Origin of the sequence: Fictibacillus halophilus (assembly GCF_042680145.1) — a bacterium.
Taxonomy (GTDB): domain Bacteria; phylum Bacillota; class Bacilli; order Bacillales; family Fictibacillaceae; genus Fictibacillus; species Fictibacillus halophilus_A.
Genome location: NZ_JBHTNQ010000001.1, coordinates 452,723 through 466,978 on the forward strand (window position 1 = coordinate 452,723; position 14,256 = coordinate 466,978).

12 protein-coding genes and 1 other annotated feature (1 of these 13 running past the window's edge) are annotated in these 14,256 nt (G+C 42.1%); of the genes, 6 read left to right on the forward strand and 6 right to left on the reverse strand.

Going from position 1 to position 14,256, the window contains the following annotated elements:
• Window positions 1–205 (forward strand) — a binding site (T-box leader) (it extends 70 nt beyond the left edge of the window).
• Between the two features lie 63 nt (window positions 206–268).
• Complete coding sequence (gene lysS, locus ACFQ4X_RS02325; RefSeq protein ID WP_379832957.1) at window positions 269–1,816, forward strand: lysine--tRNA ligase; 1,548 nt, start codon at window positions 269–271, stop codon at window positions 1,814–1,816.
• Between the two features lie 129 nt (window positions 1,817–1,945).
• Here the strand turns inward: lysS and ACFQ4X_RS02330 are convergent, their stop codons facing one another.
• On the reverse strand, window positions 1,946–2,425 hold the full coding sequence (locus tag ACFQ4X_RS02330; protein WP_379832958.1) for a DUF1641 domain-containing protein: 480 nt from the start codon (window positions 2,423–2,425) through the stop codon (window positions 1,946–1,948).
• A 15-nt stretch (window positions 2,426–2,440) separates the two neighbouring features.
• Window positions 2,441–5,368, reverse strand: a complete 2,928-nt coding sequence (gene fdhF, locus ACFQ4X_RS02335) for a formate dehydrogenase subunit alpha (RefSeq protein ID WP_379836998.1) — start codon at window positions 5,366–5,368, stop codon at window positions 2,441–2,443.
• 613 nt (window positions 5,369–5,981) lie between these two features.
• Between fdhF and ACFQ4X_RS02340 the strand changes: the two genes are divergently transcribed.
• From ACFQ4X_RS02340 to ACFQ4X_RS02350, 3 genes are read left to right on the forward strand one after another with little or no spacing between them, the layout of a single operon-like run.
• Window positions 5,982–6,326, forward strand: a complete 345-nt coding sequence (locus ACFQ4X_RS02340) for a DUF2294 domain-containing protein (protein WP_066287265.1) — start codon at window positions 5,982–5,984, stop codon at window positions 6,324–6,326.
• A gap of 15 nt (window positions 6,327–6,341) precedes the next feature.
• Window positions 6,342–7,136, forward strand: a complete 795-nt coding sequence (fdhD, locus tag ACFQ4X_RS02345; protein ID WP_379832959.1) for a formate dehydrogenase accessory sulfurtransferase FdhD — start codon at window positions 6,342–6,344, stop codon at window positions 7,134–7,136.
• Window positions 7,133–7,333, forward strand: coding sequence for a hypothetical protein (locus ACFQ4X_RS02350; RefSeq protein ID WP_379832960.1), 201 nt, complete (start codon window positions 7,133–7,135; stop codon window positions 7,331–7,333). Before fdhD ends, ACFQ4X_RS02350 begins: the two co-directional genes overlap by 4 nt.
• 35 nt (window positions 7,334–7,368) lie before the next feature.
• Here ACFQ4X_RS02350 and ACFQ4X_RS02355 read toward each other — a convergent pair whose 3' ends face one another.
• Entirely contained in the window at window positions 7,369–7,737 is a 369-nt protein-coding gene (locus ACFQ4X_RS02355; protein ID WP_379832961.1) for a VOC family protein, read from the reverse strand.
• A 111-nt stretch (window positions 7,738–7,848) separates the two neighbouring features.
• Entirely contained in the window at window positions 7,849–9,510 is a 1,662-nt protein-coding gene (locus ACFQ4X_RS02360) for a serine hydrolase (RefSeq protein ID WP_379832962.1), read from the reverse strand.
• Between the two features lie 217 nt (window positions 9,511–9,727).
• On the opposite strand from ACFQ4X_RS02360, the gene mraY reads away from it, so the two are divergent.
• Entirely contained in the window at window positions 9,728–10,678 is a 951-nt protein-coding gene (mraY, locus tag ACFQ4X_RS02365; protein WP_379832963.1) for a phospho-N-acetylmuramoyl-pentapeptide-transferase, read from the forward strand.
• Window positions 10,679–10,736: 58 nt separating this feature from the next.
• On the opposite strand, the gene ACFQ4X_RS02370 is transcribed toward mraY, so the two are convergent.
• Window positions 10,737–11,921: an endonuclease gene (locus ACFQ4X_RS02370; protein ID WP_379837000.1), complete on the reverse strand. Its 1,185-nt coding sequence runs from the start codon at window positions 11,919–11,921 to the stop codon at window positions 10,737–10,739.
• 231 nt (window positions 11,922–12,152) lie between these two features.
• On the opposite strand from ACFQ4X_RS02370, the gene ACFQ4X_RS02375 reads away from it, so the two are divergent.
• Window positions 12,153–13,121: a phosphotransferase family protein gene (locus tag ACFQ4X_RS02375; RefSeq protein WP_379832964.1), complete on the forward strand. Its 969-nt coding sequence runs from the start codon at window positions 12,153–12,155 to the stop codon at window positions 13,119–13,121.
• Between the two features lie 56 nt (window positions 13,122–13,177).
• Here the strand turns inward: ACFQ4X_RS02375 and ACFQ4X_RS02380 are convergent, their stop codons facing one another.
• Window positions 13,178–14,239, reverse strand: coding sequence for a DctP family TRAP transporter solute-binding subunit (locus tag ACFQ4X_RS02380; RefSeq protein ID WP_379832965.1), 1,062 nt, complete (start codon window positions 14,237–14,239; stop codon window positions 13,178–13,180).
• Window positions 14,240–14,256 lie beyond the last annotated feature (17 nt).

The following is a 14,256-nucleotide window of genomic DNA, read 5'->3' on the forward strand; positions in this document are numbered from 1 at the left end:
GCAATAATCGTCTTAATGAAAAAAGCCTCCGAGCTTTGTACGGATGCGAGGAGAACCTTGCTGATACTACAACGGGATCTCCCGTTACAGAGATAGGGTATATGCAAGTGATTATTTTTCATTGCCGTACCTGAAGAGGTTGGCATGGCGACATGTTAACAAACTGAGGTGGTACCGCGAATGCTGATAAGCTCTCGTCCTCAAGATGAATAATCTTGGGGGTGAGGGCTTTTTTGTTTTTCTTAATAATACTGAGAGGTGATGAGAGATGCATTGGGCATATCGTATAGCAGAAGAATTAATCAGTAACCATCCTGAGCGAGAAACCTTTGTTTGCGCTTCAGGAATCAGTCCATCAGGTTCCGTTCATATCGGAAACTTCCGTGAAGTCGTTACAACTTATTTTGTAGTGAGGGCTCTGCAGCAGCTAGGTAAGAAAACACGCTTTATTTTTTCATGGGATGATTTAGATCGATTTCGTAAAGTACCTAAGAATGTGGATCCTTCATTCGAACAATACATTGGCATGCCATACTCAGAAATTCCTTGTCCATTCCGGTGCCATAGTTCTTATGCGGAACACTTTGAAAGAGATTTTGAGCAATCGTTGAAAGCTTTTGGTATTGTTCCAGAGTTCATCTATCAAAACAAAGAATACACATCCAAAAGATACAATACACACATCCTTCATGCATTGAATGAGAGAGTGCGAATTTACGATATTCTTATGAAATATAAGACCGGAGAAGCGAGTGAGGAGGAGCGGGAAAGGTTTTATCCGGTGAATATTTATTGTGAGAACTGCCGAAAAGATACGGTACGTGTTACAGGGTTTGAAAATGGAACATTAGGTTATAAGTGTTCGTGTGGCCATTCAAACACTGTGGAAGTTATGGAAGCCACCAATGTGAAATTAAACTGGAAAGTCGATTGGCCGATGAGATGGATGGCAGAAGATGTGGTCTTTGAACCAGGCGGTCGAGATCATTCATCCGAGACAGGCAGCTTTAGGGTTTCAAGTGAAATGGCTTCAAAAGTTTTTAACCAAGAGGCACCTCTATACGAACCTTATGATTTCATCAGTATTAAAGGGACCGGGGAGAAGATGTCCAGTTCGTCCGGGAACAACATTACACCTGCAGAGTTGTTAAGTGTTTATACTCCGGAAATCATTCTTTTCATGTTTGCGAAATATAATCCGAACGCTGCTTTTCATATTGGATTGGATGAGGATGTGATTCGTAACTATACGGAATATGAGAGATTTAGAGATGCCGAACCAGCCCACTTGAAAGAAGAGATCAAAGTTGCTTTAGACTTGTCTGTAGTTACACCGAGACCTTTAAAAAGTCCAAAGTTTGCTCAAGTTGCGAGTATCCTTCCACTGGTGAATTTTGATGCTTTTCTAGTTAGAGATGTGCTTAATCGGACAGGTGAAGCTTACACGATAGAAGTAGTTCAAGAAGTTTGTAAGAGAGCAGAATTTTGGCTTCGAAACTGGTGTCCAGAGAAAGTAATCATGATAAATGATAAGAAGAATCTCAAATATTATGAGACTTTGACAGATCAGGAACAGAGGTGGGTTAAAAGGTTTGTGGAAATACTGGAAGATGGTTGTGAGCTTTCTGAAGAGGAGTTCATGCGAAAAGTGTACGATATTTGTCAGGTAGATGATCCAAAAGTGAAACGAAACTACCAAAAACGGTTGTTTACCATCATCTATCAGCTTGTTTTGAACAGCAATAGTGGTCCTCGCATTCCATTGCTGGTTAATTCAATAGAAAGGGAGCGGCTAATTGCATTGTTAAGCTGTTAATTTATATTTAATACAGGGTAATTCAAAATTTATCCACACATAAAAAAGTTTAAACGATTTTGGACAAATCCTAACCTCATGTACTCACAATAAAAGAGATGACCCCCAATAATGACGGTCATCTCTTCTTTATTTCTTCAATTCCTGCCCCATGCCTTTTAAAAAGTGAAGACCAAACCCGATAGCACGGTTAATGTCTGGGTCTTTCAATGACTTCACTAAATCGAAAGCGCCAATCTTTTGTTCACTTTCTACAAAAGTTTCGCCTTGCTTCAAACCGGATACGACGCTGTCTAGAAGTTTTGTTGTTGCTTCTGGATCCATCCTCGTCAGGACGCCAGCCGCACCCATCAAGTTGTTGATCATGTTCGTGACCGGTTCGCGGGAAACCTGGCCGAGAGCAATACTTGCGATTTTGTCTTTTGCTTCGAGCATGGCGTTCGCTGCTTCCAACGCACCGATTTTATCCAGCTCTCCAATAAAATCAAGCGCTTTTGTTAAGGCTGCATCTTTTTCAGCTAATGCCTTTTGCAATTCAGCGAGCTTTTCTTGCTGGATCTGTTCTTCTGTTTTCACATTTTTTTTAACGACTGTAATCGGTTGTGCCATATTGAATCAGCCCTCCTATACTTCATCCGTCAGGTGGACATAGCCCGGACGGTTCCATTTACGCTGTACTTCTACACCATTTTGAGGATGGCGTTTCTTGTTCCTAGGGTTGTTGCCAGGAAGCTTCACTTCACCTTCACGGCTGATGATTTCCATCCTTACTTTTGTTTGTTTATAAGCTGGTGTATGTGTTCGATGATCGACAGCTGGACCTGTCAGGAAGTTGATGGCTGTCTCATTGTTTACTGAGTTCATAGGCAGATAGAGCTCGTTATTTTTAACACGGTCAGTAACGAGTGTGTTCAGCTTTACTGCTCCAAATGGAGAGATAAGGCGAACGACTGAACCGTCAATTACACCGCGCTCTTCAGCAAGAGCAGGTGACACTTCAACGAATACATCAGGCACTTTATGCTGAATCCCTTTCGATTTGTTCGTCAGGTTACCTTCATGGAAGTGTTCAAGCATACGACCATTGTTTATATGCAGATCGAACTCTTCAGGAAACTCTGCTGGCAGCATCCAGTCAGAAAGTGCAAAGCGTGCTTTTTTATCAGGGAAGTTAAATCCTTCTGTATAAAGAAGCGGTGTGCTCTTTCCGCTGAAATCTCCCCAAAGGAAGCTGCCCCAGCCTTCAAGAACATCATAGTTCGCTTCACCAAACAATGGAGCGAGAGATGCCATCTCTGCAAAAATCTCACTAGGATGTGAATAGTTCCAATAAGCACCCATGCGAATTGCAATTGCCTGAATAATCTCCCAGTCTGGTCGTGATCCTCCTGTTGTAGGAAGTGCTTGATACAAACGCTGAACGCGGCGCTCTGTGTTCGTAAATGTCCCTTCTTTTTCTAGTGAAGGAGCAGCCGGTAAAATGACATCTGCGTATTGCGCTGTTTTTGTTAGGAAAATATCTTGTACAACAAAGAAATCCAGCTGAGAAAGCATGTCATGTACGTGGTTAGAGTTGGAATCCACTAAGGCCATGTCTTCACCGATTAAGTACATCGCCTTGATCTCGCCTTTACCGATTCCTTCAACCATCTGAATGTTGTCTTTACCTGGTTTGCTGTCGATCGTCACGCCATACGCTTTTTCAAATTTTGCGCGGGCAACATCATCGGTAATATGCTGATAACCAGGCAGCCAAGCTGGAAGGGTACCCATGTCACACGCACCTTGAACGTTGTTGTGTCCACGAAGCGGGTATGCTCCAGCACCAGGTCGTCGATAGTTTCCAGTTGCTAAAAGGAGGTTCGAAATGGCAGCCGATGTATCACTTCCGCCTGTGTTCTGTGTAACACCCATGCCCCAAAGTACACATGTGCCATCTGCGTCGCGAATCATTTTCGCTACGTCAATCATCATCTCTTGAGTTAGACCCGTAATTTCTTCGGCGTATTCTAACGTGTATTTCTCTAAAACTTCTTTAAATTCATCAAGATAGTGAACGTTTTCGTCAATAAACTTCTGGTCATGCCAGCCTTGATCGATTATATATTTCGTTACCGCCATGAGCCACACTTGGTCGGTTCCTTGTTTTGGGCTCATGAAGATGTCGGACCGTTCAGCGAGTTCATGTTTACGCAGGTCAGCGACAATTAGCTTTTGTCCATGAAGTTTGTGTGCACGTTTTACACGAGTCGCAAGTACCGGATGTCCTTCTGTCGGGTTCGCACCAACAACGATAACGAGGCCAGCTTCTGCGATATCTTGAATCGTACCGGCGTCACCACCCATACCTACTGTACGGAACAAACCGTCTGTTGCAGGAGACTGGCAATAACGCGAGCAGTTATCTACGTTGTTCGTACCGATGACTTGGCGGGCAAACTTCTGCATCAAGTAGTTTTCTTCGTTCGTAATTTTTGATGACGACACGAACCCAAGCGCGTTGCTGCCGTAATCTTGTTTGATCTGACCCATCTTGCTGGCAATTAGGCTTAGTGCTTCATCCCAAGTGGATTCAACAAATACGCCGTCTTTACGGATAAGAGGTGTAGTCAGACGTTCCTCGCTGTTCACGAAATCCCAGCCGAACTTTCCTTTTACACACGTAGAAATCGCATTTACTGGACCTTCACTCGGCTCCACTTTTAAAATTTTTCTGCCTTTTGTCCATACTTCGAACGAACAGCCAACACCGCAGAACGTGCAAACCGTTTTCGTTTTTTTCGTACGCGTCTCACGCATAGCAGCTTCTACTTCAGATACAGCGAAAATACCGCTGTAGCCAGGCTCAACTTCTTTTACAAGTTCCACCATCGGCTCAAGAAGATCTTCCTTTAATCCCGTCATGAAACCAGCTTCACCAAGCATGGATTTTTCCATAAGTGCGTTACACGGACAAACCGTTACACACTGACCGCAGCCAACACAAGAAGATTCATCGATACTTGATCCAGCGTCCCAAATTACACGCGGGCGTTCACGTTCCCAGTCGATCGAAAGTGTCTCGTTCACCTGGAGGTTCTGACACACTTCAACACATTGTCCACACGTGATGCACTGGTTCGCATCATATCTGTAAAACGGGTGAGACATATCGATATCAACCGGTTCTTCTTTTGGAGAATAGGGAATAGACTGATGTTCGATCTCCATCAGTTCAGCCGTATTATGCAATTTGCAGTTCCCGTTGTTGTTATCACAGACTGTGCAATAAAGAAGGTGGTTTTCCAAGAGGCGGTCCATCGCCTGATTTTGCGCATCTTTCGCACGAGAAGAAGAACGTTCGATGCTCATGCCGTCGAGTGCCATCGTCGAGCACGAACGCATCAGTTTTCCATCTACCTCAACGATACATGTGTCACACGTTTCGATCGGATCCACTTGAGGGGTGTAGCAGATTTGCGGATGAGGCAGTTCATTTTTGTTGATGATATCAAGTATAGATGTGCCTGACGGAGCTTCGTACGCCTTCCCGTCGATCTTGATTTGAATCATTTTATCCATTTAAGACCTTCCTTTCAATTATGAAAGTACACAAAAATCCACCACGAATGCACAGATTCTATGAAGTACAGAAAATGTGTATCATGGTGGAATAGTTTAATAGCAGATCATACTATCGAGCCAATCCAACATTGAGTATATTTTCTCCAGTGAAAATATACGGGTTATGTATTTCAGTAAGAGGGAAGAAGAACAAAAGGTTATTCCTGCATCCAACTTTTCTTCTCTTATTATAGCGTTTTCATAGGAAAAGAACAATGAATCTTCAAAACTCGTTATTTTTAAGAAATGATATTACTTTGAACTATTTTTTAAAGGAGTTTTTTCGGGTAAAGAGAGCCATGGGGCGAAAACAAGGGCGCATCGGGTAAAACGGATAAGTTACGGGGTGGAAGTAAGTCATGTTGGAGTGGAACGAGCCTTCTGAAGGGTGAAACTCCACCTCGACCGGGCGAACGTGTAATAAATAAAAGAACACGTACCGTAAAAAGTATCTAGTCTAAAACTAAAAGCTGCATAGCAATAATAAGAATTTTTCACGTGCGAAAAGTAAGTACATCATGTATGATTAGTAAAAAATGGAGAAACAGTGGTGATGGTTCAAATGTCTAAAAAGGTACACGACTTCAATGATATTATCCGAAAGCTGCGAAAGAACCTGTTAGGAAAAGGTCCTGAGAAGATTCATACGGTGTTCATAGAAAATATGGCGATCTCGACCATGTACGGAAACTTGACTCCGACTGAGAAGTTTATCGCGAGAACATCTGAAGGTAAAGAGATGGTGCATGCGGCTAGAACGCGCCTGATCCAGGATATTTATGCAACAGCACCGCCAGAAGGATTAGAAGATGTGACGGGTGCAAAGTTTGTTTATCTGTTCTCAGATTTTAAAGTGGATGAGGACATGGCAGTTTCCGTATTCGTTTTCGATAAACCCATCGCTTAAGGGGAGAAACCACTCATGAAACCTGTTGTTACAAAGCGCGAAGTTCTTCATTTTAAAAATGGCGAGGCTGTTCAAGTTGAAGACACCATCGTGACTGAACTTCCAGTGACGATCAAAATTAACGGGGAAGAATTTGTGACAATGGTCTGCAGTCCCGAATACATAGAAGACATGGTTGTCGGCTATCTCGCCTCAGAAGGAATTATACGAAACTATAAAGATATAAAAGACATCTGGGTGCAAGAGGATGGAAGCTATGTTCATGTGACGACGGATCGGCTCAATCCCCTATATCAAAATCTGCAGAATAAGAGATACATAACCTCGTGCTGCGGGATGAGCAGACAAGGTTTTGTGTTTGCGAACGATGCGCTTACGGCAAAGAACATGAACGAGGTTCGGGTAAAGGTAACGCCTGAGGATTGTTTCCGGTTAATGAAGGAGATGCAGGGGACAGCTGGTGTTTTTCAAGAAACAGGCGGTGTGCATAACGCAGCACTATGCAATGTGAACGGAATTGTGCTGAGCCGGATGGACATTGGACGCCATAATGCTCTTGATAAAATCTACGGCTATTGCCTGAAGAATGATATTTTCATAGGAGACAAGATCCTCGTGTTCAGCGGCAGGATTTCATCAGAGATTTTGCTGAAGGTAGCGAAAATCGGATGCGAGATCGTACTGTCCAAATCCGCCCCGACCGAATTTGCCCTGCAGTCAGCAGAAGAACTCGGAATTACGACGGTTGGGTTTATCCGTGGAGACTCGATGAACGTGTATACAAGACCGGAGAGGATTATTTCAGAATGAAAATGTTTTTTAAAAGATACTCTCACTGGTTAGCTCTCTTCATTTTAAGTTTTAGCTATTTTTCTATGTTTATCAATCTTGAATTTGAAAAACTAGATACGATTGCTATTATTTTTGGAGGTATCGGATTTCTATCTGTAGCCTATCTTGCCATTGTGACAGAACAGCATATTAGGAAAAAGAGTAAAGAGAAATGAGCAGTCCACCGTTATGGTGTGACTGCTTTTTTGAATTAATTGTGTACTTGGAGTTTATTTCCGCTAGGATCAAAGAAATGAAAATAGCTGTGCCCCCTGTCTTCTTGCATTTCATCCACTTTCACATTTTGATTTGTTAAATATGTATGCAGCTCTTTGATATTTGAAGTTGTAAATCCGATAGAAAATTCGGCTTGTCCGTTTATGGTGAAATGCCCCCTGGAATCCGGATCTCCTTGTACTAATATCAGTAATGGACCAGATTTCAGTTCTATAACAGCAAGTTTTCCATCACTGTGCTTTAATTGAAAACCTAAACATTCTGTGTACCAGGTTATTGACTCTTGAAGATTAAAAACAGGTATCCTAAAGTAATGCATCTCATGGATTAATGATTTACTCATCGTTATCCCTCCTTATGTTTTTCTAATAACATATTTCGGTAATAGATGACTTAACCCTTCAAAAAAAATAAAAGCAGTCCTGCTACAGAGAGCAGAGCTGCTTCATGCTTTTTACCAGCTGCGCTGTTCCCACTGGCTCTCGGTTACTTCTAATTTCTCTTTATTTCCGTCCGAATCAGTAGCATACACATCATCTACATACCAGCCTCTGCCGTTTACAGATCCATCCGTTTGATAGAGAAAGCGGACGAATTGTGTTCCATCAGGAAGGTCCACTTTTTCGTGCGACCATTTTTCATCCTTACCCGTGTAAACTTCAGGTAAGTTCGTCCATGTTTCACCGTCTTCAGAAACCTGAACCAGCCCTTTATCACTGCCAGTTTCGATGCTGAGCCAGTTTTGGAAGTGAAGTGTATTCTGACCCTCTTCAAGTTTAAAAGTTAAATTCTTTGCAAGTTTGTCGCCATACCCCGCAAACCAAGCTTTATCCTTTTGCCCCATAGAGACGGATATCGAATCTCCTGCAAGACGAGCCACTTCACGTCTGATCGGATTCATCGAAACGGTAGCACGAGAAGGGTGGACCCGATTTGTTAACGTTAAAACGATCATTTGATTTTTCGGCGATACGACCATTGATGTCCCTGTATATCCAGTATGACCAAGAGTCTCTTCATTTGCTAAAGAGTCCATGTACCAGCCTTGATTCAGCTCCCAGCCGAGTCCGTGTGAGTTGCTAGGGAACTGAGGAAGCTGGTTTTCAGTTAATAAGCGAACTGTTTCTGGTTCGAGTATCTGAGTCGAACCATACTTTCCTTTTTGTAAAATCATGTGGCCAAAAACTGCGAGGTCTTTAGCGGTTGAGAAAACTCCAGCATGACCTGCTACACCGTCAAGGCTCCATGCGTTTTCGTCATGCACACTGCCCCAAACCATGCCGCGGCCGATATTTGGCTGATATTCTGTAGCTGCCACGCGGTCACGAAGTTCAGCAGGAGGGTTGTACATCGTATCTTTCATTCCGAGCGGCTCAGTAATGTTTTCTTTTACAAACGCATCAAGTCTTTGACCAGACAATCTTTCAACTAAAACGCCAAGTGTGATTAAATTCAGGTCACTGTATGTATAAGTCGTGCCAGGCTGATTTTTCAACTGGTATTTTAACGCGATCTGCAGCCTGTCTTCACGGTTCGTTCCCATGTTGTAAAGCGGGATCCACGCTGTGAAACCAGAGGTATGCGTCATGATCTGCCTGATCGTTACGGATTCTTTACCATTCTCGTTGAATTCAGGGACGTACTTTCCTACTGGATCATCCAGGTTGAATTTCCCTTGTTCGTACAGCTGCATCGCGGCAGTTGTAGTAAAAAGTTTAGAGATGGAGGCGATATCAAAAATGGTATCCTTTTTCATTTCTACAGGGTTGTCCATTTCAGTAAACTGATCATCGGTATACAGAGCAGAGTATCCATAAGCATCATGCTTTGCGATGCTTCCGCTGCGAGCGACTAGAACGACCGCACCGGGCATTGTCCGTTTCTCCATTTCACTCTCGATAAAAGAATCGATTCTTTGAAGCGGCTCTCTTTTGAGTGAAGCGCTTTCAGGAGTTCCGGGATGAAGAACAGCAGAAGACTGAACAGGACGGTTCCAATCCCCTGGTTTTATTTGATTGTTGATTGAAGAATCTTCGGCAAAAATTGCAGGGGTTACACTGGATAAAAGCATGGCTGTACTTAGCATGGTACAAACTAAAACACGTTTTCCTCTCATATGTACATCTCCTTATTCTGAAAATTCTTACACTTTATTACAGTATCAATCCAGAAAAGGACTGTCCATCACTCAGAAGACCCACAGTACAAGGTCCTATAGAATTGTCAGAATTGTAGGGGGTCTGTCCCGGGACAGACCCCTTTGTTAAAATTTGAAGGAACATTTTAACTTTTATCGAATTCTATATACGTGACGGACTTGAAAGGAGATTATCATGCTACTACAGCTTACCCCTGCATTTATCACGTTTTTATTAACGGTTCTTATAGCACCTGTATTGATTTTTAGTCTTAAAAGATTAAAGCTGACCCAGCCTATTCGAGTGGAACTTCCTGCAGATCATCAAGAAAAGAAGGGAACACCACTTATGGCGGGAAGTGTGTTCTTCGTAGGAATCATAGTCGCTTTGTTTTATTACACAAGTCCCATCATGATTTTCCTTGTAGGTACCTTTGTCCTTTTTAGTTTTATCGGTTTTCTTGATGATTTTTGGAAAGCGTCCAAACAAGATCCAGGCGGGGTATCAGGGAAAACAAAGCTCATCTTTCAATTTGGATTTACGATTTTGCTTTTATATATTGGAATCGATCTGTTCAACATTGATACAAGCATCCGCGTGACGGAGTCATATCACATCTTGTTGCCGTACATTCCTTACCTTGTGATTATCACTCTGTTTATCGTGGGTACCGCCAACGCGATCAATTTTACCGATGGAATGGACGGGCTTTTGGGCATGGTAGCGATTCCTACATACTTCTTTTTCTTTGTCATTAGTGAGAATACAGAAGTGAAAGTGTTTTGTCTGGTGATGATTGCAACTATTCTTGGTTTCTTGATCTATAACTTATATCCGGCAAAAGCGTTTATGGGGGATACAGGCTCTTTAGCGATAGGAGGGACCTTGTCCTTTCTCGCAATCATTGAAAACGTAGAAATCTTGATTCCGATCCTATTTATCATCTATCTTGCCGAACAGCTATCGGTTATCATCCAAGTAGCTTATTTTAAACGGACGAAAAAGAAACTGTTCCGCTTTACGCCAATTCATTATCATTACGGGATAAAGTACGGCTGGTCTGAAAACATGATTGTTACTGTATTTGCGATGGTGTCATGGGCCGCGTGTGGAATATGCCTGATTTATTTTGAAATGTTTATGTAGTTTGTTTTTCAGATTTAAAACAGAAAAAAGACAGCGATTTCTCGCTGTCTTTTTTCTTTTACCAAATCTCCTCAACCCATTCCGGATGGTCGATGAACGGATTTCGGTTGTGCTGATAATCGTTATAGATAATGTTATTGCGGTTGCGCTCCCAGTTATCAACAGGATCTTCTAAATGCCACTGAAGCAGCACAGACATTTTACCGTGATATGGAGCCGTTCCGTTGTTCACGTTGTTGTTCAACTCTAGCTGCGGCTCGCCGCTGTCGCCTTCATAACGTACTGCCATGTAGAACAGCATACGTGCAACATCACCTTTTACAGCATCTCTCGGTTCCCACGAATCACTGTCATAATAGTTTCCAATCGCCTCAGTGTGCTGTGTGCCTCCATTATCAAAATCAAGGTTTCCTCTTGAACTGTTTACCGTTACGTCAGTCGGACGAAGGTGGTGAATGTCTGTACCAGGTCCCATCGTCGTTCCGAAATCACCGTGAGATTTTGCCCAAACGTGTTCCCGGTTCCAGTCGTTCACATTGCCGCCGTTCGTTGTTTTACTTTGGGAACGACCCGTGTATAACAAGATTACGTTGCTGCTGTTGTTTGGATCTTCATCTGTCTCTTTTAATGCTTCCCAAACTTCAGAATAAGAAAGTTCAGTGTGATCGTCGATTATATTGTGAAGAGCTGTTTTTAAAGCTGCACCTGTTTTTCCTCTAGCTGAATCATAATAAGAATCGTCATAAGCTGGCGGATCAGTTGGATCACCAGGGTCGCCAGGATCTCCGGGATCAGAGCCTGATGCTTTTTCCATCGCAGTTGCGTTCTTTAACCCGGCGTGTGAAAAATAAGCAGTTAAGTTCCCAGTAACTTTAATCGATTGTCCTTTTAAACTTGGATTCGATTGTAAGCCAAATTCTGAACGGTACGATGAAGGAATTTGAACATACACCATGTTTGCAGTGTTTGTTTCAGATGCACTGTCCGCGAGTGCGAGCGCATAGTCGTTCGGATAGTTGCTCGTCACGACAGTATTGGTAGCAGTAGGCTGCCCGACAACAAAACCTTGGACCGTTTTGATGCTGTTGTTTTGGTTTGCTATCGCTTGAGAAACAGAATACGGGCTTGACCAGGAACCATCACCAGTAGCTTGAAGAGAGGGAATAAATGCCAAGGTACTAATTACCAAAGCAATAACTACTGAAAAAAGAGAAAGAAACTTCTTGTTTCCATGTCTTTTCATCATCAACGCCTCCATTATCTTATTTTAGATACGTGTTTTGAAACTGCTTTTATTTTACAATCATTCTATTAACTTCATTTTACAGACTTGTAAAATATCAACCTAGTTACAAAGGAACGAACTATATATAAAGAAAAAGCAGTTATAATTGCCTAGGTAAAAAAATTAAAGGGATTTGTCATCATGAAATGGAAGTGGATATCTGAGAAAGGATTGGCAGGAGGGAGAATCGTGAAAGAAAACTGGGAAAGAAGCCGGCCGGTTCAATTGCTGGAAATGCAAGAGCTTGAATGGATGCTGCAGTCCTTTATGCCTGGAAAAAAGCTGGAGGCTTTTTATTTATTAGGGGGAGGCTACAGTAACACAAACTATAAACTGCAGGTGGAAACCTTGGGAGATCCCCTGGTTCTTCGAGTAAGCAGTGAAAAACTATGTAAATTTGAAAACAGCTTGCATAGCAGATTGCAACAGAATTTGCCGGTCCCTGAAATCTACTTCAGTGAATCTCATGGAGACAGATCGTTTTCATTTATGGAATGGAGAACAGGTAGTCAGCTAAAAGAAGTGATGTATCAAGGAGAAAGGAATGCGGTTAAACAAGCCGCTTTTTCTGTTGGTTATTGGCTTTCACAAATACGGAAACATACATTTACAGAATCAGGTTTTTTGAATGAAAATTTAGATGTATGTGAACCTGTAAAAATAACACCAGATACTTTTCTGGCGTTTATGGAAGAATTTTTAATAAAAGGTAAAACCGGTCTCTGGATTGAAAAAGAGATGACGGCTGCAGTTTGGGATTATGCGCGAAAGAACAAGCATTTTTTAAAAGATATTGATGTAGAACCGGCACTAGTACATAGTGACTATAATGGTTTGAATATCTTGGCTTCAAAGAATAACGAGCCTTGTGAAGTCACTGCGATTATTGATTGGGAGTTTGCATTTGCTGGTCCTGTATATGTAGATATCGGCAATATGCTGCGTTATGAGAATTTCCGATATTATGCTGACTTTGAGCTTGCTTTTATAGAAGGATTGGAGTTCGGCGGTATTAAGCTGCATAAAGAATGGAAACGAATCGCAAAGCTTGTAGACCTAATAGCGCTATGCAGTTTGCTTAACAATCAGCATGGCGGTGAAAATCGAATAAAAGATATAAAACAATTAATAAGTCAGACCTTGAAATATGAGAAATGATTATTGAGCACACATATTTCAGGGCGTTTTCCATCATGCAATCGCCCTGATTTTATCTATAAATCTGAAAACTTCACTCGCAATTTTTTCATCTTGTTAATTAAATCTGATCCGATCTCTTCTTCAAATTCATCATAAACTTGCCCCCATTGATCTGCCCAATTCTCTTTCTCTTCATCATTTAGACGATAGATTTCAATGTCAGATTGTTGTTCAATCAACCGAAGCTGCTCTTCATTCATGTCAAAAGAGTGAGTCTGGTTCCACTTTGTCGTTTCTTTCAAAGCTTCACTGATGATCGTCTGCTGGTCTTCTGAAAGCTCCTTCCAAAAATCCTCATTCATGATAACCGCGTAACCCAAGAAACCATGGTTGCTGACCGTTAAGTGGCTTTGAACGTTAAAGAACTTTTTTGAATAGATGTTAGAAATCGTGTTCTCTTCGCCATTCAGCTCACCTGATTCTAACAGTCTATAAGTCTCATTAAAATCTAATCCAACCGCATTGGCATCCAGCAGTTGAAACTGTTTTTCTAATACCGGACTTGGCATGATGCGAAGGGTCTGTCCTTTTAAATCAGACGGCTGTTTAACCGGTCCATCGTTCGTTGTAATTTGCTTAAAGCCATTTGTCCAAAAGGTGAGGCCTTTCATGTTGCCTTTTTCTATAGACTGAAGAAGTGTTTTTCCAATTTCTCCATTTAATGCTTCAATGATACTTTCACGGGTCGGCATCGCATAAGGGAGATCCAACACCTGAAACTTTGGGGAGAATGCGCTTAGTTTCGTTGTGGCGGGCGCTATCAACTGAACATCTCCGCGTTCCAAGGCTTCGAGTTCTTCTTGATCAGAATAAAGCCCGCCGTTTGGAATAACTTCAACTTTTATCCGTCCATTTGATTTCTTATCTACAAGCTTTGCAAAGCGCTGAGCCGCAAGCCCTTTAGGTGTATTCTCAGCAACAACATGGCTGAACTTGATCACTACTTGATCATTAATTCCTTTTTGATCATCGTCAAAAGGCAGAGTATCCTCTGAAAGCTTCGTATGAAAACCAATCCCAATGGATACAGCCAAGCCAGCGATTAATAATAACGCAATACTTATGAACGCTTTCATCCTATAAACCCCGAATC